The sequence below is a fragment of the uncultured Cytophaga sp. genome, from assembly GCF_937863595.1.
Taxonomy (GTDB): Bacteria; Bacteroidota; Bacteroidia; order Cytophagales; family Cytophagaceae; genus Cytophaga.
The window spans coordinates 43,956-63,433 of the sequence record NZ_CALMGQ010000014.1; the positions used below are offsets into that span (position 1 = coordinate 43,956).

General features: G+C 36.6%; 20 protein-coding genes. 11 read left to right on the plus strand and 9 right to left on the minus strand.

Features of this window, described 5'->3' with window-relative positions; genetic code table 11:
- Positions 1-53 precede the first annotated feature (53 nt).
- Positions 54-647: a murein L,D-transpeptidase catalytic domain-containing protein gene (locus Q0543_RS01390; protein WP_299248011.1), complete on the minus strand. Its 594-nt coding sequence runs from the start codon at positions 645-647 to the stop codon at positions 54-56.
- Positions 648-746: 99 nt separating this feature from the next.
- The gene (locus tag Q0543_RS01395) at positions 747-1,061 is read right to left on the minus strand and encodes a hypothetical protein (protein WP_299248014.1); all 315 of its coding nucleotides are present in this window, start codon (positions 1,059-1,061) and stop codon (positions 747-749) included.
- A 263-nt stretch (positions 1,062-1,324) separates the two neighbouring features.
- Here Q0543_RS01395 and Q0543_RS01400 point away from each other — a divergent pair, with 263 nt between their 5' ends.
- Positions 1,325-1,696, plus strand: a complete 372-nt coding sequence (locus Q0543_RS01400; RefSeq protein WP_299248017.1) for a hypothetical protein — start codon at positions 1,325-1,327, stop codon at positions 1,694-1,696.
- Between the two features lie 323 nt (positions 1,697-2,019).
- Here the strand turns inward: Q0543_RS01400 and Q0543_RS01405 are convergent, their stop codons facing one another.
- The 3 genes from Q0543_RS01405 to Q0543_RS01415 form a co-directional block, all read right to left on the minus strand.
- Positions 2,020-2,394 carry a hypothetical protein gene (locus Q0543_RS01405; RefSeq protein ID WP_299248020.1) on the minus strand — a complete coding sequence of 125 codons (375 nt, stop codon included), beginning with the start codon at positions 2,392-2,394 and terminating at the stop codon, positions 2,020-2,022.
- A gap of 9 nt (positions 2,395-2,403) precedes the next feature.
- Complete coding sequence (locus Q0543_RS01410; RefSeq protein WP_299248022.1) at positions 2,404-3,042, minus strand: hypothetical protein; 639 nt, start codon at positions 3,040-3,042, stop codon at positions 2,404-2,406.
- A gap of 184 nt (positions 3,043-3,226) precedes the next feature.
- The gene (locus tag Q0543_RS01415) at positions 3,227-4,990 is read right to left on the minus strand and encodes a long-chain fatty acid--CoA ligase (protein ID WP_299248024.1); all 1,764 of its coding nucleotides are present in this window, start codon (positions 4,988-4,990) and stop codon (positions 3,227-3,229) included.
- 128 nt (positions 4,991-5,118) lie between these two features.
- Between Q0543_RS01415 and Q0543_RS01420 the strand changes: the two genes are divergently transcribed.
- The 8 genes from Q0543_RS01420 (at position 5,119) to Q0543_RS01455 (ending at position 13,049) form a co-directional block, all read left to right on the plus strand.
- Positions 5,119-5,472: a Spx/MgsR family RNA polymerase-binding regulatory protein gene (locus Q0543_RS01420; protein ID WP_299248028.1), complete on the plus strand. Its 354-nt coding sequence runs from the start codon at positions 5,119-5,121 to the stop codon at positions 5,470-5,472.
- An 80-nt stretch (positions 5,473-5,552) separates the two neighbouring features.
- Positions 5,553-5,819: a hypothetical protein gene (locus Q0543_RS01425; protein ID WP_299248031.1), complete on the plus strand. Its 267-nt coding sequence runs from the start codon at positions 5,553-5,555 to the stop codon at positions 5,817-5,819.
- A 138-nt stretch (positions 5,820-5,957) separates the two neighbouring features.
- On the plus strand, positions 5,958-6,398 hold the full coding sequence (locus Q0543_RS01430) for a MarR family winged helix-turn-helix transcriptional regulator (protein WP_299248034.1): 441 nt from the start codon (positions 5,958-5,960) through the stop codon (positions 6,396-6,398).
- Positions 6,399-6,414: 16 nt separating this feature from the next.
- A complete protein-coding gene (locus tag Q0543_RS01435) occupies positions 6,415-8,820 on the plus strand; it encodes a 3-hydroxyacyl-CoA dehydrogenase/enoyl-CoA hydratase family protein (protein WP_299248037.1) in 2,406 nt (801 codons plus the stop codon).
- A 169-nt stretch (positions 8,821-8,989) separates the two neighbouring features.
- A complete protein-coding gene (locus tag Q0543_RS01440) occupies positions 8,990-9,340 on the plus strand; it encodes a four helix bundle protein (protein ID WP_299248040.1) in 351 nt (116 codons plus the stop codon).
- A 46-nt stretch (positions 9,341-9,386) separates the two neighbouring features.
- Positions 9,387-10,571: an acetyl-CoA C-acyltransferase gene (locus tag Q0543_RS01445; RefSeq protein ID WP_299248043.1), complete on the plus strand. Its 1,185-nt coding sequence runs from the start codon at positions 9,387-9,389 to the stop codon at positions 10,569-10,571.
- Between the two features lie 186 nt (positions 10,572-10,757).
- A complete protein-coding gene (locus Q0543_RS01450; protein WP_299248046.1) occupies positions 10,758-12,551 on the plus strand; it encodes an acyl-CoA dehydrogenase family protein in 1,794 nt (597 codons plus the stop codon).
- A gap of 192 nt (positions 12,552-12,743) precedes the next feature.
- Positions 12,744-13,049, plus strand: a complete 306-nt coding sequence (locus Q0543_RS01455; protein ID WP_299248049.1) for a hypothetical protein — start codon at positions 12,744-12,746, stop codon at positions 13,047-13,049.
- A gap of 30 nt (positions 13,050-13,079) precedes the next feature.
- Here Q0543_RS01455 and Q0543_RS01460 read toward each other — a convergent pair whose 3' ends face one another.
- Positions 13,080-13,790 carry a hypothetical protein gene (locus Q0543_RS01460; RefSeq protein WP_299248052.1) on the minus strand — a complete coding sequence of 237 codons (711 nt, stop codon included), beginning with the start codon at positions 13,788-13,790 and terminating at the stop codon, positions 13,080-13,082.
- Between the two features lie 49 nt (positions 13,791-13,839).
- Positions 13,840-14,640, minus strand: a complete 801-nt coding sequence (locus Q0543_RS01465) for a metal-dependent hydrolase (RefSeq protein WP_299248055.1) — start codon at positions 14,638-14,640, stop codon at positions 13,840-13,842.
- A gap of 58 nt (positions 14,641-14,698) precedes the next feature.
- Here Q0543_RS01465 and Q0543_RS01470 point away from each other — a divergent pair, with 58 nt between their 5' ends.
- Complete coding sequence (locus tag Q0543_RS01470; RefSeq protein ID WP_299248058.1) at positions 14,699-15,061, plus strand: DUF3127 domain-containing protein; 363 nt, start codon at positions 14,699-14,701, stop codon at positions 15,059-15,061.
- Positions 15,062-15,307: 246 nt separating this feature from the next.
- Here Q0543_RS01470 and Q0543_RS01475 read toward each other — a convergent pair whose 3' ends face one another.
- A complete protein-coding gene (locus Q0543_RS01475) occupies positions 15,308-16,087 on the minus strand; it encodes an alpha/beta hydrolase (protein ID WP_299248061.1) in 780 nt (259 codons plus the stop codon).
- Between the two features lie 199 nt (positions 16,088-16,286).
- The gene (gene dxs / locus Q0543_RS01480) at positions 16,287-18,197 is read right to left on the minus strand and encodes a 1-deoxy-D-xylulose-5-phosphate synthase (protein WP_299248063.1); all 1,911 of its coding nucleotides are present in this window, start codon (positions 18,195-18,197) and stop codon (positions 16,287-16,289) included.
- Positions 18,198-18,746: 549 nt separating this feature from the next.
- On the opposite strand from dxs, the gene Q0543_RS01485 reads away from it, so the two are divergent.
- Positions 18,747-19,478 (plus strand): ScpA family protein (locus Q0543_RS01485; protein WP_299248065.1); only part of this gene is annotated, 732 nt, incomplete at its 3' end.

A 19,478-nucleotide genomic window follows, 5' to 3' on the forward strand; every position in this document is an offset into this window, starting at 1 on the left:
CTATAGAATCTCTCTTACAACAATTCTTTAATAAATTTTAAATTAGATATCTCTTACTTATAAATCCACAGCAGCGTAGGCTTTGTTTTCTTTTTCAGCAACGCATCTAAATTGGTCATCATGCCATCGGACACTACTGGGCAACCGAGGCTATAGCCCATGGATAAATGAAACGGGTAAATTTCTTTTTCCGATACTGCATAATACGAATGCAAGACAACAATTCTGTTAAAGGCATTTGAGTTGGTAGTTTCTAAGCCATGCATTTTGTAATGTACATGTATACCATACTGACTGTAGGAACGAATGCCAATTTTATATTTTCCTAAAGAGGTACAATAGCTTCCGTTTTCGTTACTAAATACGGGCGTAGACCCAGTGCTTCCTTTGCCCATTCCATGACAACAAAGCCCTTCATGTAAAATTTTTTTGGCTGCAAAATCCCATACAAAAAATCTGTTTTCACCAGAGTGTATGGCCATGTCCACAAAAAACGCAGTTGTGGTATCGAAGCCATTTTTCTTACAATAGTTAAAAGCCTCTGCAATTTTTGTGCTATCAATTTTTGCGTAGACAGCATTTTTCTTTCCAGCGTTTGAACAAGTGCAAAGCAATAAAAAACAAAAAGGAATAAGTAGTCGCAGCATAAATATATGGTTTATATGTAACACAGCTTTTTTAGTGCAGAATAGGTGTGTATATATATTCATAATGCGAAGGATGAGAAAAGATACAGGTGTTTATTATTATTTTTCAACTATTTCTTTTGTAACAAAAATCTTAACAGATTGATCATAATTAAAATCAATTAATTCAAAGGTCCAATCTTTCCAAGCAACAGGGTCACAATATTCAATTTCAGTTTTTCCATCTTTGCCATGTACAGAAAGTAAAAAGTCTTTGGTCTCATTTCCGTCTAAAAGTGTTACATAAGCCGTTGCTTTCGTTGGTCCGCCTGTCATTGCATGTTTATGAGAAAAGGACGTTAAAACAATCTCTAACGAATCGTTTGTGATTTGCTTTTCATTTATGAGCAGCGTTAATGTATCAGAATGTTTCATGGTTGAGTTAAAAGTTTGTGCACATGCTGGTTGCAGAGTTAGACAACAATTGTAAAGTGACAAGATGAATATTATGAGTAGAATACGACTGGAATTACTTTTATTCATACGATTTTGTTTAAGAGGTTCAATAATATATAATACCTACTCCTTCGAATGCATTATAATATCTTATTAGACGTAATTATACCTAATAAGTTGGTTTTTACCTTATTCCTCATTTCGCGATTTGCGAAATAAGGAATAAGGTAAAAATTTGTATTATGAGAAAGCATAATGGCATGCGCCCCCAAGATGTAGTTATTTTATTGAAAATTATTTCAATAGGTGATCAACATTGGCAGCTAACAAGTCTTTCGACAGAGCTTGGAATAAGTATTTCAGAAATCTCAGAATCGTTGAATAGAAGTCAATTAGCAGGCTTAATTGATTATAACAAGAAAAGGGTAAATCGACAAAATTTAGTTGAATTTTTAGAACATGGCATCCGTTATGTATTTCCTCAAATGCCAGGATCAATGGTTCGGGGAATAGCTACGGCACATTCACATGATTTTATGAAGGAAAAATTTATCAGTGAAATGAATTATGTGTGGCCAGATACAAATGGAGACATTATGGGTTTAGCTATATAACCATTTTACCCCAAACAAGTTGAGGCAAGTAAAAAGAGCCAAGCGTTTTATAAATTATTAGTGCTTGTAGATGTCATACGTGTGGGTAAAGTAAGAGAAGTAAATTATGCCGTGAATGAACTGAAAAAAACAATTTTTGAATGAGTCATAAAATTAATATAACACGAATTAAAGCTGTAGCCAATTCGTTGAAAGTATTGAACATTAGGCTATCTAACACTAACCTTGCTGTTATGCCTTTTCTGCCCAAGAGCGTGGTAAGGAGAAATGCTGTTTAATTGATACTTGACATATGTACTTAATAATATAAGATAAATGCAGCATTATTCTAAAGCCATTACAAAGGGAATTGCCAAACCGAAAAGGCCATTTACAAACATCGATATGCCTATTAAGAGATCGGCATAGCCAATGTTCTTTTTGTCTATATGGTTAATTTTTCGAGAAAGATGTAAGCCCAAGATATTTGAAATCAGGCCTGCAATTGAAAGCGGAAGGATAGACAATAAAAAAAATACAAAGGTCAATAGGTCTGACACATGAAACAGATTGGAGTCAATTACAAGCCATACAATGTATAAGAAGGGGAAAAAATAAAAGAACAATGCGATTTGGTATAGCTTCTTAATTTTTTTTAAGGCTAATTCTTTGTCGGACTTTGTGATTTTGCTCTTTGTGATTTCTTTAGATATTATCATTATTTCATTTTATTTCAACAGTCCATTTTTGCAGCATTCATATGCTCCATCAATTTCTAATCGATTAAGCATATAACCAGTACCACAAGAATAATATTGAATGTATTTTTTGTCAGCCAGTTCAACGTAGCTTAATGCCGTTTGAAATTGTTCTTTTTCAATATATATTTTTGCCAAATACAAGCTAGCAGTATGTTTATAATGAGAAGTATAACTTCCGTAGCCGTATGAGTTGGTTATGGTGTCTCCAGGAATATCAGAGGAATGTCTATAGCTAATATTATACGCTGGTAAATCAGAGTCCATTATTTTTAAAAAAAGGCTTTCGGACTCAGCTGTTTTATAAATTTCCCAAAGTGCACAAGCAAGCATAAAGTAGTCAGTACAATTTTTTTCTGTCGGTTCAGCTGAAATTAGTTTCTGATGCTTTTTATATAAACGGTAATTTTCTTTTGTCGAATCGTGCAAGAGAAAAAAATTGCAACTTGACGAAACTATTAAAGTAGTGGTGGTGTCCCAATGGAATATTGGAATGGAATCCACATATAATGTCAAAAACTTCGAACTATCTTGTGCAAAAGACGCCTGCGTTGCGAACATCAATAAAAGCGAACATAGACCTGTTAGTGTATGTTTAAGTTTTTTCATATTCCCCCTATTTATTTTTAGTAAATCAATCGGAGACCCAAAACAATCTTTTCAAAAAAGAACGGCCCTGACTCCCCATCAAAACCGTTCTTTCTTTCGTCTTAGTACTAAGTACTCCGTACTCTTTACTTCTCGTCTCGGGACTCCGTACTCTATACTTCTCTCGTCTAGCAACTGGAAACTATTACCTCGCGTACATTTTCTCAATCTTCTCTATGCAATTCTGCATTACAATCTTACGTTTCAATTTCAAGGTTGGGGTCATTTCTCCACTCTCTATTGTAAAAGGCCTTGGCATTAAAATGAATTTCTTCACACGTTCGTACTGTGCAAAACCTTCATTCAACTCATCAAACTCTTTTTGAAATTTTGCAATTACCTGTGTATTGCAAACCATTTCTTCATTGGTTGTATAGGAAACCCCTTTTAGTTCACACCAGCTTTTAACATCTGGGAAAGAAGGAACAACAATTGCGGAAGGGAATTTTTCACCTTCTCCAATGACCATGATTTGCTCAATATAACGCGACTCTTTAAATTTATTTTCAACCAATTGAGGCGCTATGTATTTACCGCCTGATGTTTTAAACATCTCTTTTTTACGATCGGTAATTTTTAGGAATTTATTTTCTACAAATTGTCCAATGTCTCCTGTGTGAAACCAGCCTTCACTATCAATGGCTTCGGCAGTTAAGTCTGGGCGTTTGTAATACCCCTTCATAATATGCGGTCCACGAGTCAATATTTCTCCATCCTCAGCAATCTTCACTTCAACACCAGGTAGCAATGGCCCAACGGTACTGATTCGAGTTTCATCCGGATTAAATCGGTTCACTGCAATTACGGGAGAGGTTTCTGTTAAGCCGTATCCTTCCATAATCGGAATCCTTGCAGCCCAAAAGATGCGAGCCAAGCGGGGTTGCAATGCCGCACCACCCGAAACAATGTTTATGACGTTGCGACCGAGCGCTTCGCGCCATTTATTAAAAATAATTTTGTTCGCAAGCGCTAGTTGAATGTTATATAAGAACCCTTGATTTGTTTGCATATCGTATTTCAAGCCCAAATCAAGTGCCCAATAGAAAAGAGATTTTTTTATTCCAGAAAGTTCCGACCCTTTTGCTACAATTTTATCATACACTTTTTCAAGCAAACGTGGTACGGTAACAAACATGTGCGGTTTTACCTCTTTTAAATTCTCCCCAACGGCATCTGTACTTTCAGCATAATATATCGATACACCTTGTGATAAGTATAAGTAGCACAGCATGCGCTCATACACGTGACACAAGGGCAAGAAACTAAGCGCGCGGTGATTGTGATCAACCGGCATAAGTGGAATCGATGCTAGTACATTGCTCAATATATTATTATGTGTAAGCATTACACCTTTTGGTTTTCCTGTAGTACCAGATGTATATATAAGTGTTAGTAAATCATGGTTGAATACATTCGCCTTATATGGATCAAGCATGGAAGCTGATTCACCTTCTGCTAATGCGGTGATTTCTTTCCAACTTTTTGCACCTGGAACTTCTTTTAAGGAATAAATAATCGGATTGGTTGTTGAGCCTTGTGCTGCTTCTGTTGCTTTGTGATATAGCGCTTCGTCATAAGCGAAAACCATTTTCACTTCCGCGTCATTAAAAATATATCTGAAATCTTCAACGGTAAGTGTGGGATAAATCGGCACACTTACAGCACCAATTTGCTGAAGCCCTAAATCAATAAAATTCCATTCAGGCCTATTGGGTGAAATGATTGCAACTTTATCGTCCTTCTTCAAGCCCAATTTCACAAACCCTATACTAACTGTATCAATAATTTCTTGTATGCGTTCAGAAGAATAGGTAATCCAAGTACCGTTTTCTTTGGTTGCCAAAGCATCCGTTTTGGGATATTTCGCAATCTGCTGCGGAATTAAATCGAATAAACGCGTAACAGTCATGTAAGTTTTTGATTAGTTTATTTTGCCACTTAAGTTATATACGATTATCTGTATTAAAAAGATATAAGTCAATAATTTCCATTAAGACGTTCAATATCCTATTTTTGAACAAAATTAGATCATTTCGTATGCCAACACTCACTATTTTCGGAATAAAAAGTTGCGACACCATGAAGAAAGCATTTCAATGGTTGGATGGCAAAAAGGTTGCCTATACATTTCACGACTATAAAAAAGGGAATTTGACGAAAGAGGACATTGAAGTCTGGATGAAAGATTTGCCAATTGAAGAAATTATCAATAAGAAAGGAACAACGTGGAAGAAATCTACGGATGAAGAAAAAGCGTCCATTTCTGACTCGAATAAAGCAATTGAATTAATTTTGAAAAATCCATCCATTGTAAAACGACCTTTGGTACAAATGGGCAAAAAGCATCTTGTTGGCTTCAATCCAGAACAATGGGATATTTTCTTTTCCTAAAATGAACGCACATATAATTTCACTACAATTGTAACTAAATGAGAGCCGGTGCGTTTATGTAAGAAATTGCATAAAAAACGATGGAATCAAATCTTACAGCAGACAATATTTATTGCATCTTTCAAACACTTAAGAAAGATGGCAGAAGTGATGCCGAAATCAAAAAGAACTTAGTTCAGATTTTTATGAATGAGAAAAATGCATTTAAAGATTTTTGTATTGAAAGTGTAATGACTCCACAAAAACGCCAATCCTTTTTCTCTCAAAAAAACATTTTGTATTCTATAGGACTCATTGCTAGCTCTTATTTGCTGTATTTATTTTTACAAGCAGAGAACATCCTATAACAGAATCATCGATTGTATTGAAGCCATTTTTTAGGCCCTTGCTTCAATAAAAACCCATTTTGCATATTTTTTTATCTTTTTCATAAATATTACTATGAATGCATAACATTTTTTTGAATTATTCCGTTAGATTATTGTATGAAACCTAACGAAACAGTTTGTTTTAACATTAAATATTCTTGGCATTCCATTTCAAGGATGTATAATGAGCGTGCTTCAAAATATGGCACCACTGCAGCAATAGGTTTTGTTTTATTAAATATTGATCCCGAACAAGGCACTGCAGCTACTCAAATTGGCCCTGCTTTGGGGATGGAGGCCACAAGCCTTTCTCGTGTTTTTAATAATATGGAGCAAGAGGGCTTGATTGAACGCAAAAACGACCATACAGATAAAAGAAAAGTGACTATTTTTCTAACCAAGCTAGGTAAGGAGAAAAGACAAATTGCCAAAGATTTTGTAGTAGATTTCAATGATAAGGTGAAAGATCAGATTCCAGCTTCTAAACTGGAAGTGTTTTTTGAAGTATTAAATGAAATTCAAACCATTATCGAGAATAAAAATACATCGTTAACCTAATAACCTTCAGTTTAAAATGAGCCATAGAAAAATTCGCAAAGTTGCAGTATTGGGTTCCGGCGTAATGGGTTCTCGCATTGCATGTCATTTTGCAAACATTGGTCTAGAAGTACTCCTTCTAGACATTGTTCCTAAAGAACCCAATGATGCTGAAAAAGCTAAAGGTTTAACCCTAGAAAGCAAAGCCGTTCGCAATAGAATTGTAAACGATGCACTACTCGCTTGTTTAAAATCAAATCCTGCTGCTTTATACGATACTGCAAATGCGTCGCGCATCACGACAGGGAATTTTGAAGACAACATGAAAGACATTGCTTCTTTCGACTGGGTCTTAGAGGCGGTTGTAGAAAATTTAGATATTAAGAAGAAGGTATACGAGCAAGTAGAAACGTTTCGTAAACCAGGCACATTAGTAACATCCAATACTTCGGGTATTCCCATGCACATGATGTCTGAAGGAAGAAGTGAAGACTTCCAAAAGCATTTCTGTGGCGTGCATTTTTTCAACCCACCACGCTACATGCGTTTGTTAGAAATTATACCTGGACCGAAAACAAGTCCAGAGGTAATTGATTTCTTAATGTTGTACGGCGATTTATATTTAGGGAAAACGACGGTACTTTGTAAAGATACTCCTGGTTTTATTGCCAATCGCATAGGTATATACGGAATCATGGAAGCCTTACATACAATTATAGAACTTGGCTTAACCGTTGAAGAAGTTGATAAATTAACAGGGCCCGTTATTGGTCGTCCAAAATCTGCAACCTTCCGTACGCTTGATGTAGTTGGTATTGACACCGTAATAAAAGTTGCAAATGGTTTATTAGCTGGTGCGCCAAATGACGAATCAAAAGACATGTTTGTTCTTCCAGACATTTTGAAAAAAATTGATGAGAATAAATGGTATGGTGATAAATCACAACAAGGTTTTTATAAGAAAACAAAAAACGATACCGGACAAACAGAAATTCTTTCGTTAAATCTGAATTCCTTATTGTATGGCCAGCAACAAAAAGTAAAATTTGGAGCACTAGAGCAAACAAAAGTTATTGAAGATTTAAAACCACGTTTTTCTGTATTGATAAAATCAACAGACAAAGCAGGACAGTTTTATAGAAGAACATTTTTAGGCTTGTTCAAATATGCTTCATGGCGTATTCCTGAAATTTCAGACGAATTGTACCGCATAGATGATGCGATGCGTACTGGTTTCGGTTGGGAACTTGGTCCCTTCGAAACGTGGGATGCTGTTGGTGTAGCCAAAGGCGTAAAGTTAATGGAAGAAGACAATCGCAAACCAGCTCAATGGGTATATGATATGCTTGAAGCTGGCAATGCAAGTTTCTATAAAGTTGAAAATGGAAAGCGTTTGTATTATGACATTCCAAGCAAGTCATATAAAGTAATTCCGGGTACAGAATCATTCATTATTTTAGATACACTTCGTGGAAACAAACCTGTATTCAAAAATGCAGGTGCAACCTTACACGATATTGGAGATGGAATTGTAAACTTAGAGTTCCATACAAAAATGAATACGCTGGGCGGAGAAGTAGTCGATGCAATAAATCGTTCAATAGGTATTGCAGAAAATGATTTCCGTGGAATTGTAATTGGGAACGATGGCGCTAATTTCTCTGCAGGAGCAAACCTTGCATTGGTCTTGATGTATGCGATCGAACAAGAATACGATGAAATCGATTTCATGATTCGAGCGTTCCAAAATACGATGATGCGTGCCCGATACTCTTCTATACCAGTTGTTGTAGCACCACATAACTTAACATTGGGCGGCGGTTGCGAGATGACACTTCACGCCGATCACGTTCAAGCATTTTCTGAAACGTATATTGGTTTGGTTGAATTTGGTGTGGGATTAATTCCTGCAGGCGGTGGTACCAAAGAGTTTACCTTACGTGTAAGCGACTCGTTTGAAGAAGGAGATATTCTAGTAAACAATCTTAAAAATGCGTACATGAATATTGCAACGGCAAAGGTTGCAACTTCTGCAGAAGAAGCACGCAAGATGGGCATTCTTCGTAAAAGCGATGGCATTACATTAAATAGAAGTCGCTTGATTTCTGATGCAAAAGCAGCTGCTATTAGCTTAGCTGAAGCAGGGTACACGCAACCAAAACAACGCAAAGACATTAAAGTACTTGGGCAGTCTGCATTGGGCATGTTCTATGCGGGAGCCAACTCTATGGTTTCTGGGAAATACATGTCAGAGCACGATCGTAAAATTTCTGAGAAGCTAGCCTACATTATGTGTGGTGGAGATTTGTCTGCACACACCTTGGTATCCGAGCAATACTTGTTGGATTTGGAACGTGAAGCATTCTTGTCTTTAACGGGCGAAAAGAAAACACTTGAGCGTATCCAGAGTATCCTTACTTCAGGCAAGCCACTAAGAAACTAGTAAAAAGTACAGAGTACTTAGTATAGAGTACTTAGTACAAAAATAAAATAAAAAGCATTTGAATTGTCGGGGGATAAAACTCAAGTGTAGTAAAACAGAAATCAATTCTTATCAATCCGTACTTTGTACTTTGTACTTTGTACTCCGTACTTAATACTTTCGATCAGTTATGTATAAATACAAACAGTTAAAACTGTGGCAGAAATCTATGAATGTAACAGCTGATATATATAAGATAACAGAAAAGCTTCCCGATAAGGAAAGGTATAATCTGATTTCTCAAATATGTAGATCAGCCGTCTCTATTCCTTCTAATATTGCTGAAGGGGCTGGGAGAAATTCAAAGAAAGACTTTTCACACTTCTTAAGCATTGCTCTTGGTTCTTCATTTGAATTAGAAACTCAGGTGATACTAACAGAAAAATTAAATTATTTATCTAAAACTCAAATTGACGACATACTAGCACAGCTTATTGAAATACAAAGTATGATTTTAGGATTAAAAAAATCGTTAGAATAAATACTCTGTACTCTGTACTCCGTACTTAGTACTTAATACTACAATTATGAAGACACAAGAAGTATATATAGTAGCCGCATACAGAACAGCAGTAGGCAAAGCACCTCGCGGACTCTTCCGTTTTTATCGTGCAGATGATTTAGGTGCAGATGTTGTAAGACATTTAGTTGCATCTGTTCCGGCATTGGATAAAAATCGTATTGATGATGTAATCGTTGGTAACGCTACGCCAGAAGCAGAACAAGGATTGAACATCGGCAGAATGATTTCATTGATGGGCTTGGATACGGTTAAAGTTCCAGGTATGACCGTGAATAGATATTGTTCATCCGGCTTAGAAACGATTGCTATTGCAGATGCAAAAATTCGAGCGGGCTACGCCGATTGTATTATTGCGGGTGGAGTGGAAACGATGAGTCCAATACCTTTTGGTGGTTGGAAAACTGTTCCAAATTACGAGTTGACAAAATCGCATGCGGATTACTACTGGGGAATGGGATTAACTGCAGAAGCGGTAGCTGCACAATACAATGTATCTAGAGAAGATCAAGATTTGTTCTCATACAATTCACATCAAAAAGCAATCGCTGCAATTAAAAATGGTCACTTGCAAGATGGTATTGTTCCGATAACAATTAAGGAAACGTATTTGGATGCAAATGAAAAAAAGAAAACAAAAGAATATATAGTTGACGTAGATGAAGGTCCGCGGGCTGACACAAGTGTTGCAGCATTAGCAAAACTTCGTCCCGTATTTGCAAATGGAGGATCCGTAACGGCTGGTAACTCTTCCCAAACATCAGACGGCGCAGCATTTGTGATGTTGATGTCTGAAAAGATGGTGAAAGAATTAAATTTAAAACCAATCGCACGTATGGTATCCTACGCCGTTGCTGGTGTTGAACCGCGCATTATGGGTATTGGTCCGGTAGATGCCATTCCAAAAGCATTGAAATTAGCAGGCATGAAACAAGACGACATCAATTTGATCGAATTGAATGAAGCATTTGCTGCGCAATCCCTAGCAGTTATTCGTACACTTGGCTTAGACGATTCTAAAGTGAATGTAAACGGTGGCGCTATTGCATTGGGTCACCCACTTGGTTGCACCGGAGCAAAATTGTCTGTACAAATCTTCAACGAACTGAAGCGCACCAATCAGAAATACGGCATGGTAACCATGTGCGTAGGCTCTGGACAAGGCGCGGCAGGGATATTTGAGATGCTTTAAGAAGTACTAAGTATAGAGTACTAAGTATAGAGTACAAAAAGTAAATAAATAACTTTAGTACCTAATTCAATCTTAATACTCTTTACAGAAAAACATAAATTAAAATCATCACATACTTTGTACTCAGTACTCTGTACTCCGTACTTATCACAACAAGTCCAAGACTAACCATTAACACCAAACCATATGTCCACACCATCCACAAACACTGAAAAACGCTTTAAAGGAGGCGAGTATATCGTTCGCGAACAAGAAGCATCAAGCATCTTCATACCTGAAGAGTTTGACGAAGAACAACGCATGATTGCCGATATGGCGCGTGATTTTTTAGCTACAGAGGTACTTCCAATCTTGGATCGCATCGATGCGCAGGAGCCAGGTTTGATGGAAAAACTACTTGAAAAAGCAGGAGAGTTGGGCTTACTTGCTACGTCTATTCCAGAGAAGTACGATGGATTTGGAAAAGATTTCAATACTTCTTTGTTGTTAACGGAAGTTGTTGGAGCAGGGCATTCATTTGCGGTTGCTTTAGCAGCGCACACAGGGATTGGTACATTGCCAATTTTATACTTTGGCACAGATGAACAGAAGAAAAAATATTTACCGAAGCTTGCAAGCGGTGAGTGGAAAGCAAGTTATTGCTTAACTGAACCAGGATCTGGTTCAGATGCGTTGGCTGCAAAAACAAAAGCAGTACTTTCAGAAGATGGAAAACACTACATCTTGAACGGACAAAAGATGTGGATTACAAACGCAGGTTTTGCAGACACCTTTATTGTATTTGCACAAATTGATGGCGATAAGTTCACAGGCTTTATTGTTGAAAAAGGCGAAGGCGTTACGCTTGGTAACGAAGAACATAAAATGGGTATCAAAGGATCTTCAACCCGTCAGGTCTTCTTTAACGACTGCAAAGTACCGAAAGAAAATGTGTTGGGAGAAATTGGCAAAGGACATTTAATTGCGTTCAATATTTTAAATATTGGTCGCATTAAATTGGCTGCAGCAGCATTGGGTGGATCTACACGTGTATCAACACTTTCTATTCAATATGCAAAAGAACGGATACAATTCAAACAACCGATTGCAAACTTTGGCGCAATTCAATATAAATTAGCCGAGCAAGCAATTCGAATATATACCGTACAATCTGCGATGTATCGTGCTGGACAAGGCATTCAAGATGCAGAAGAGGAATTGGTAAAACAAGGTAAAACATACGAAGAAGCATTATTAGCTGCTGCGCAAGAATACGCCATTGAATGTGCCATGTTAAAAGTTGCAGGTTCTGAAACATTGGATTATGTAAGTGATGAAGGTGTTCAAATTTTAGGAGGTTATGGTTTCTCTGCCGATTATCCAATGGATCGTTCATACAGAGATTCGCGTATCAATCGCATCTTTGAAGGTACGAATGAAATCAATCGTATGCTTACGATGGATATGTTCTTGAAGAAAGCAATGAAAGGCGAACTTGATTTAATGGGCCCAGCAATGGCCGTTCAAAAAGAATTGATGGCTATTCCTGATTTTGGTGCAGAAGATGAAGGCTTGTTTGCAGAAGAAAAGAAAGCAATCAAAAACATGAAGAAAGCATTGTTGATGATTGCAGGTGCTGCAGCTCAAAAATATATGGATAAGCTTGCCAGCGAACAAGAAATATTGATGAACATGGCAGATATTGCAATTGATATTTATGTTGCGGAATCTACGTTGATGCGCACGGAAAAATTAATTGCAATGAAAGGTGAAGCAGCGGTTAAAGGTCAGATTGACATGACCAAAGTTAATGTGTTTGATGCTGCAGATAGAATTAATGTTGCTGGTAAAAATGCAATCAACTCTATGACGGATGGCGACATGCAACGTATGATGTTGATGGGCTTAAAACGTTTCACAAAAGTTGCTCCATTAAATACCAAAGATGCACGAAGAAGAATCGCTGCAATATTGATTGAAGCAAATCAATATTGCTTCTAGAATAATAAATAAAATTTTAAAAAACGCCATGCAGTAGTGTGGCGTTTTTTGTTTTTAAAAGAATAAATTATTCAGTTTCACTTCAGTTTCACTTCAGTTTCCCTTCAGTTTCCCTTCAGTTTCCCTTCAGTTTTCCTACCAATTCACTACAGAATTATTTTGTTCATTATAATAAACAAAATAGAAAATGGTATGAAAACGATACGATTTATTAAGAGAGCATCAACTGCTTTAGTAGCTTTAAGCATGGTATTTATAGTTTTCGGTTCAAGTGCAAGCAACTTAAATGTGGTGTTGCACAAGAGGGATCGTACCGAAGAATTTCACAAAACGTTAGAAAGTAAAGGATATACACACATTACAGAATTTAGTGTTATTAAAAGTGATATACATTCATCTAAATACTTTGTAAATTTTGTCGATTCGGGCAAAGTATATGATGCCTATTTTTCAAAAAAGGGAGAGTTGATTGAAGTATACGAAGTAGCAAAAATGTAAAGAAAGGGGCTTTAAGCCCCTTTCTTATTGTTAAATTAACAATAATAGGATTAAGGTGCATAGAATCGCTCCAACAAGAGCAAACCCTAAACCTCTGAGTCTACCCCTTCTTGAAGAAATTTTTATAATACTTATAATTCCTAATACAAGACCAGCAAGTACGAGTGGTAAAAATACGACACCCAAAAGGAAAACCATTGCAACAGAACCTAGACCAAAATAAAAGGATAACTTTGCCAAGGGGTCTTTTCGCGGTCTAGCATACGGGTTCATTTTTGGCTTTTCAACTTCATCCGCCGGGGTATCAACCTCTTCATCCGTAGTGACATTATCTGATGGCTTAATAACTTCTACAGATGTAATAACTTCTTCTCTACCATTTGCATATCTGATTTTTTGAATGCTTGATTTATTGGTTACAATATTTGGGCCTTCTAGATAATCACACATTTTATAGGTAATTGTTTCTGGAGTCACTTCAGTAATTTTACAGTAATCTATTTTTCCAGATTTAAAAAAAATGATATCGCAAGGTGGGAGAATCGTGTCTTGTACGATTTCTTTATTTTCATAAAGAGACGAAGCTCTACCAATTTTCAATGGAGAAAAAGCAAAAGTACTTGTATCTCCGAACTGAATATCAATTGGGGCGGACTTTGCAATTTTTGAATCGGAAGCATTTGAATAAATACTAACAAAGAAAAATAAGAAAAGAGTTAGAAAACGTTTCAATGAAATCATATATAATGTCATATTCTAATTAAAGATACTCAAAAATCGTGTCAATTTATTAAAAGTAAAAAGGAAGCATTTTGTCTACTTTATACATCAATCGAAAGACGGATTTCCCTAACCTTCCTGATTGATCTGCATAAGAGATGCGTTCGTAATAAGCATAACGCGAAGTGTTACCTACATATGCAAAGCTGATGGAATGATTTGTTACATAATAGGTAGATAGAGAAATACCCATAATATACATAAAGGCTGCTGCTTTGATTAAATCGCTTTTGATAAATTTATCTTCCAGCAATATAAATAGAGATAATGCACTTGTTGTAGTTAATAGAGTCAAAAACACATCATAATTATTCCACCACCAAGTAGTACCATAGCCACCAACATATATTTCAAAAGGGAAAAATAAACGAATGCCACCCCATACTGCACCAGGAGTAGGGAGGTCACCAATTAAATGGGATAGATATGAGAAGAAAGAAATAGCAAGAATGAACATACATTCTCTTGAATGGAAGTAAGTACTCCAAATTTCTTTTTTAAAGAGAAGCTTATATAATGAAACAAGACCTAAAGAAAAGATTGCTGCTGCGAGAATAGAGTGGAAATAACCATGGTGCGAATACCAAAATTTCCCAAAATAAATTTGGCTTCCAGTATGTGAAAGATGCAACCACGAGCCAATTGTTTGATCAAATTTTGACCACAAACTAATGGCATCAATATCGGGAAAGGCTCCAGCAAATGCCCCTAAAAGTATGAGAGCAAATTTCCCTTTTTTGCTAAAACTGCTCATTGTGGAAATAAAAGCTGCAGTTGTAGTCCCTGACAAGGTGTGTATAAGAATATCCATTGGCTAAACTTTAATCAAGCAGGTAATTTATGTATATTTATGCATTAAATTTAATATAATGGAAATTAGCGGAAAAATAGTATCCTTGTTGCCAGAGCAAAGCGGACAAGGCAAAAACGGAATTTGGAAGAAACAAGAATACATTCTTGAAACTACAGGTCAATATCCCAAAAAAGTATGTTTTTCAATTTGGGGTGATAAAATTGATCAATTCAAAGTCAATTCTGGCGATGATGTAGAAGTATCATTTGATGTAGAAAGCAGAGAATACAACCAACGTTGGTATACAGAATTACGCGCTTGGAAAGTAGCGAAACAAGGTAGTGGTGGTGCAGCCGGAAATGACGGACCGCCAAATTTCCCACCTCCATCATCAGATGACTTCTTGGAGAAAGCAGACGATGGCGACTTGCCATTTTAATTGAATAAAATTGAATATATAAAAAGCGGCTCAACAGTATATGTTGAGCCGCTTTTGTATTGTAAGTGGTTTTATAAAATTCAGGGCCTCTTTGTTTTTCAAGTAGCTAATTAATCAAATAACTCGGCAGTCAGATTGAAGGCAAGCCTGATCTCTAGTTATTTCGAATGCGAGTTTATTCTACTGACTTGTAATAAACTTCTTGAAGTTGAAGATTAATCTTTTGTATTGAATAATTATATTTTCTTAATAACGAATCCCTTCTAAAAACTCTTTCAAGACCGAAAACGTTTTTTCTTTTTGCTCATACATCCCCATATGTCCACATTCATCAATACTCGACAAATTTATTAAAGGGGATAATTGAGCTAAGGTTTGTAAACTTGAAATGGGAACCGTCGCATCATTCTTTCCACCAATAAGCAATACCGGAATCGTTGTCTGTGCTAATACATGAGATCTGTCTGCCCGATCGCGCATGGCCTTAGTCGTTGCAATAACACTTTGTTGAGAAGCTTGTTTTGCAATGCGTTTTAATTCTAAAATGTCATTTTTTAAGCGATCTCGATTTTTTAATAAAAACAAAGGCTCAATAAACGATTGCGTAAACATGTCTGCACCATATTTCTCAATGAATGCAATCGTTTTATTCCGATTTTCTTTTCGTTCCTCAGAATCTGCATAAGCTGTTGAATGAAACAAACACAAACCAGTTAGGTTTTGCATATATCGTTCTGCATATGCCAAACCAACATAGCCTCCTAAAGAATGGCCTATCAATGTAAATGCATGTACTTCTAACTGCACCAATAATAAATGAATTTGCTCCGCAAACCATTCCATACTTATGTCGTCACGATCTAGAATAGATTCTCCAAAGCCAGGCAGATCAATGCAAATAACCCGGTGGCTCGTTGCTAATTGTTCTGAAAAGGAAATCCATATATCTTTGCTTTCACAAAAGCCATGAAGCAAAACAACGATTGATCCAGTTCCTTTATCGGTATATATAATGGGTTTAGGCATAATGATGCAAAATACGAAGAATAGCCAAACGTAACAAATGTTTGAAAACTGAGAGAATTGTGTTCAATCGCAATGATGTGTGTTAGAAATACTACCGAGAGCGTTTGAATCGGAGTATTAAAAAAAAGTCGGAACATTGAGATCCGAATCTAATAAATAGTTATGTTTTGGTTGCGTCTTTTCAGCTCACCATTCTCATTTAAACGCCTATTAGAGCGGACATTTTGCGTACTGCTTGAGCAATGCCCTGCGGATCAAATCCGCATTCTTTATGCAATTCCATTTGCTCGCCGTGTTCAACTATTCTGTCTGGTATTCCCAAGCGTACAACTTGAGCAACATAATTATGATCGGCCATAAATTCCAATACTGCCGAGCCGAAGCCACCCATCAAACACCCATCTTCAACAGTAATAATTTTCTTGAACGTTTTAAAAACTTCATGAAGCATAGCCTCATCAATTGGTTTTACAAAACGCATATCATAATGCGCAGGTGTTAATTCTTCTTCAAGCAATAATTTTTTAGCGTCAACCACGTAGTTACCTATATGGCCAATACTTAAAATAGCTACATCTTGTCCGTCATTTATTTTTCGTCCTTTCCCAATTTCAATTTCCTCAAAAGGTGTTTTCCAATTTGGCATCACACCTTGACCGCGTGGGTAGCGAATAGAGAACGGACCCTTATTTTTTTCTAATTGAGCGGTGTACATCAAGTTCCGAAGTTCCTGCTCATTCATTGGTGCAGATACAACTAAGTTTGGTATACAACGGAAGAATGCTAAATCATAAGCACCGTGGTGTGTTGGTCCATCTACGCCAGCAAAGCCAGCTCTGTCCAAACAAAAAATTACATGCAAATTCTGAATACATACATCGTGAATTACTTGATCGTATGCACGCTGCATGAATGTCGAATAAATATTACAGAAAGTAATAAGCCCTTGCGTAGCCATCCCAGCAGAGAAGGTTACTGCATGTTGTTCTGCAATCCCAACATCAAATGCTCTGTCGGGCATTTTTTCCATCATCAAATTTAACGAGCTACCAGAAGGCATTGCAGGCGTAACGCCCATAATTTTTTCATTTTTCTCAGCTAATTCAATGATTGTATGTCCAAAAACATCTTGATATTTAGGCGCTTGTGGCGTGTCGTAGGTTTTAACATGAATCTGACCAGTAACTTTATCAAATTTTCCTGGCGCGTGCCATTTCACTTGATCTTTTTCAGCCAGAGAATAGCCTTTACCTTTAGTTGTAAGTACGTGTAATATTTTTGGGCCGGGTATGTCTCTTAAATCCTTCATTACTTGAACCATGTGGTTCAAATCGTGACCGTCGACGGGTCCAAAATAACGAATATGTAGCGATTCAAATAAATTGCTTTGCTTTAACAAAGAAGCTTTTAAGCCACTTTCAACTTTTGATGCAATAGCTTGTGCATTTGGTCCAAACTTGCTGATTTTGCCAAGTATATTCCAAATTTCATCCCGAACGCGATTGTATGTTTTTGAAGTGGTTATATCAACCAAATAATCTTTAAGTGCACCAACATTTGGATCGATTGCCATGCAGTTGTCGTTAAGCACAATCAACAGATTGGAATTAGTAACACCTGCATGATTCATAGCCTCGAAGGCCATGCCACCCGTTAAGGCGCCATCACCAATAACGGCTATATGCTGACGATCGTCTTTTTGATATTGATTGGCAACAGCCATTCCCAAGGCTGCAGATATGGATGTAGAAGAGTGGCCTACACCGAAGGTATCATAGGGACTTTCAGAGCGTTTCGGAAAGCCAGACAAACCCTTATAGGTACGGTTGGTATGAAAATTTTCCATACGCCCCGTGAGTATTTTATGTCCGTATGCTTGATGGCCTACATCCCAAACGATTTGATCGGTTGGCGTATTAAATGCATAATGCAAGGCGATGGTCAATTCCACAACACCCAAACTAGCAGCAAAATGCCCGCCATAAACAGAGACATTATCCACGATAAACTGCCTCAATTCATCCGCAAGTTGGATTAACTGAGTTACATCCAGGTGCTTAAGGTCGTCTGGTGAGTTTATCGTACGTAAAATATCTCCGGCTTGAATCACGGGTTAATAGGTTTATTTATATCAAAACAAAGATAAACAATAATTGTTTAATCAGAATCAAACAAAGGGATTTATGGGCACCAGTGCGGAATAATTATTTTGGGAAAATATATTTTTATAACAACATCAAAGCCATTTTAATTATTGATTTTTAATATTTTATAGATGTAAAATCCCTTTGCTAGAGCCGAACAGCCCATCGTTCCATTTATTTGTGCCTCATAACATTCGCAGAAATTAGATCTTATAAAGAGTTATTTTATACTTTACGATAGATAGCCTTCTTGAAGAGAATGCATAGAAATACGTTGGCCATAGCTATAAACGGACGAACAAATGTTTTTATATGGACTAGAAGCTGAAGCAGCTTAAAAATAACCTGCCATTGGTTCAGAATTGCTCCGAGTCAGATTTATGAACACATTATACACTCTAATTCACACACATATACACTTAAAACGTGTAAAAGATCAACATGTAGTAAATGGTGTTCATTCAGCGAATCGGTATATTTGATGTCTCGAATACATTTTATATTAAGGAATGATTATGAATAAAGAAGAAGGTTTTGAAATACAGTTGCCACTATTTGCTGGCCCCTTTGACTTACTTTTGTTCTTTATTGAACGGGACGAGTTGGATATTTATGATATTCCAATTTCCAAAATAACCAACGACTTTTTAAGCTATATCCATAGTCTTGAAAAAATGAATGTAGATATTGCGAGCGAATTTATTTTGGTTGCCGCAACGTTGATGAGAATTAAAGCAAAAACCTTATTACCAAGACCAGACATTGATCCACAAGGAAATGAAATAGATCCGAGAGAGGAATTGGTTTCGCATTTGTTGGAATACAAAAAATACAAATCGGTTATTGCAGAATTCTCAGAATTAGAAGAAACATCTTTGAAAAGAGAGAAGCGTGGCAACATTGCTAAAGAGCTAAAATTATTATCCGAAGTAAGTAATGTTGAAACAGAACTTCAGGATATTGACTTATATAAATTATTAAAAGTATTTGAAAAGGTAGTTGCGCGTTGGAAAGAAGAAAAAACCAAACCCGTGCATCATGTTGTGCAATATCCCTATTCAATGGAGATGCAGAAAGATTACATCATTAGTAAAGTGAGTAGAGGACAGCGTATATCCTTTTTAGATATTATCAAAGAAGTACCCATAAAAATGGCAGTAATTTATAATTTCTTATCCATTTTAGAATTATTAGCAATGCAAAAGATCCAATTACATTTGGGCGAAGGGTTCAATAACTTTTGGATA

Coding starts and splice junctions, on each gene's coding strand:
- Q0543_RS01420 (WP_299248028.1), top strand. CDS start 5,119: ATGCCAACACTCACTATTTTCGGAATAAAAAGTTGCGACACCATGAAG.
- Q0543_RS01410 (WP_299248022.1), bottom strand. CDS start 3,042: ATGAAAAAACTTAAACATACACTAACAGGTCTATGTTCGCTTTTATTG.
- Q0543_RS01395 (WP_299248014.1), bottom strand. CDS start 1,061: ATGAAACATTCTGATACATTAACGCTGCTCATAAATGAAAAGCAAATC.
- Q0543_RS01415 (WP_299248024.1), bottom strand. CDS start 4,990: ATGACTGTTACGCGTTTATTCGATTTAATTCCGCAGCAGATTGCGAAA.
- Q0543_RS01450 (WP_299248046.1), top strand. CDS start 10,758: ATGTCCACACCATCCACAAACACTGAAAAACGCTTTAAAGGAGGCGAG.
- Q0543_RS01425 (WP_299248031.1), top strand. CDS start 5,553: ATGGAATCAAATCTTACAGCAGACAATATTTATTGCATCTTTCAAACA.
- Q0543_RS01440 (WP_299248040.1), top strand. CDS start 8,990: ATGTATAAATACAAACAGTTAAAACTGTGGCAGAAATCTATGAATGTA.
- Q0543_RS01405 (WP_299248020.1), bottom strand. CDS start 2,394: ATGATAATATCTAAAGAAATCACAAAGAGCAAAATCACAAAGTCCGAC.
- Q0543_RS01460 (WP_299248052.1), bottom strand. CDS start 13,790: ATGATTTCATTGAAACGTTTTCTAACTCTTTTCTTATTTTTCTTTGTT.
- Q0543_RS01455 (WP_299248049.1), top strand. CDS start 12,744: ATGAAAACGATACGATTTATTAAGAGAGCATCAACTGCTTTAGTAGCT.
- Q0543_RS01475 (WP_299248061.1), bottom strand. CDS start 16,087: ATGCCTAAACCCATTATATATACCGATAAAGGAACTGGATCAATCGTT.
- Q0543_RS01430 (WP_299248034.1), top strand. CDS start 5,958: ATGAAACCTAACGAAACAGTTTGTTTTAACATTAAATATTCTTGGCAT.
- Q0543_RS01465 (WP_299248055.1), bottom strand. CDS start 14,640: ATGGATATTCTTATACACACCTTGTCAGGGACTACAACTGCAGCTTTT.
- Q0543_RS01390 (WP_299248011.1), bottom strand. CDS start 647: ATGCTGCGACTACTTATTCCTTTTTGTTTTTTATTGCTTTGCACTTGT.
- Q0543_RS01435 (WP_299248037.1), top strand. CDS start 6,415: ATGAGCCATAGAAAAATTCGCAAAGTTGCAGTATTGGGTTCCGGCGTA.
- Q0543_RS01470 (WP_299248058.1), top strand. CDS start 14,699: ATGGAAATTAGCGGAAAAATAGTATCCTTGTTGCCAGAGCAAAGCGGA.
- Q0543_RS01400 (WP_299248017.1), top strand. CDS start 1,325: ATGAGAAAGCATAATGGCATGCGCCCCCAAGATGTAGTTATTTTATTG.
- Q0543_RS01445 (WP_299248043.1), top strand. CDS start 9,387: ATGAAGACACAAGAAGTATATATAGTAGCCGCATACAGAACAGCAGTA.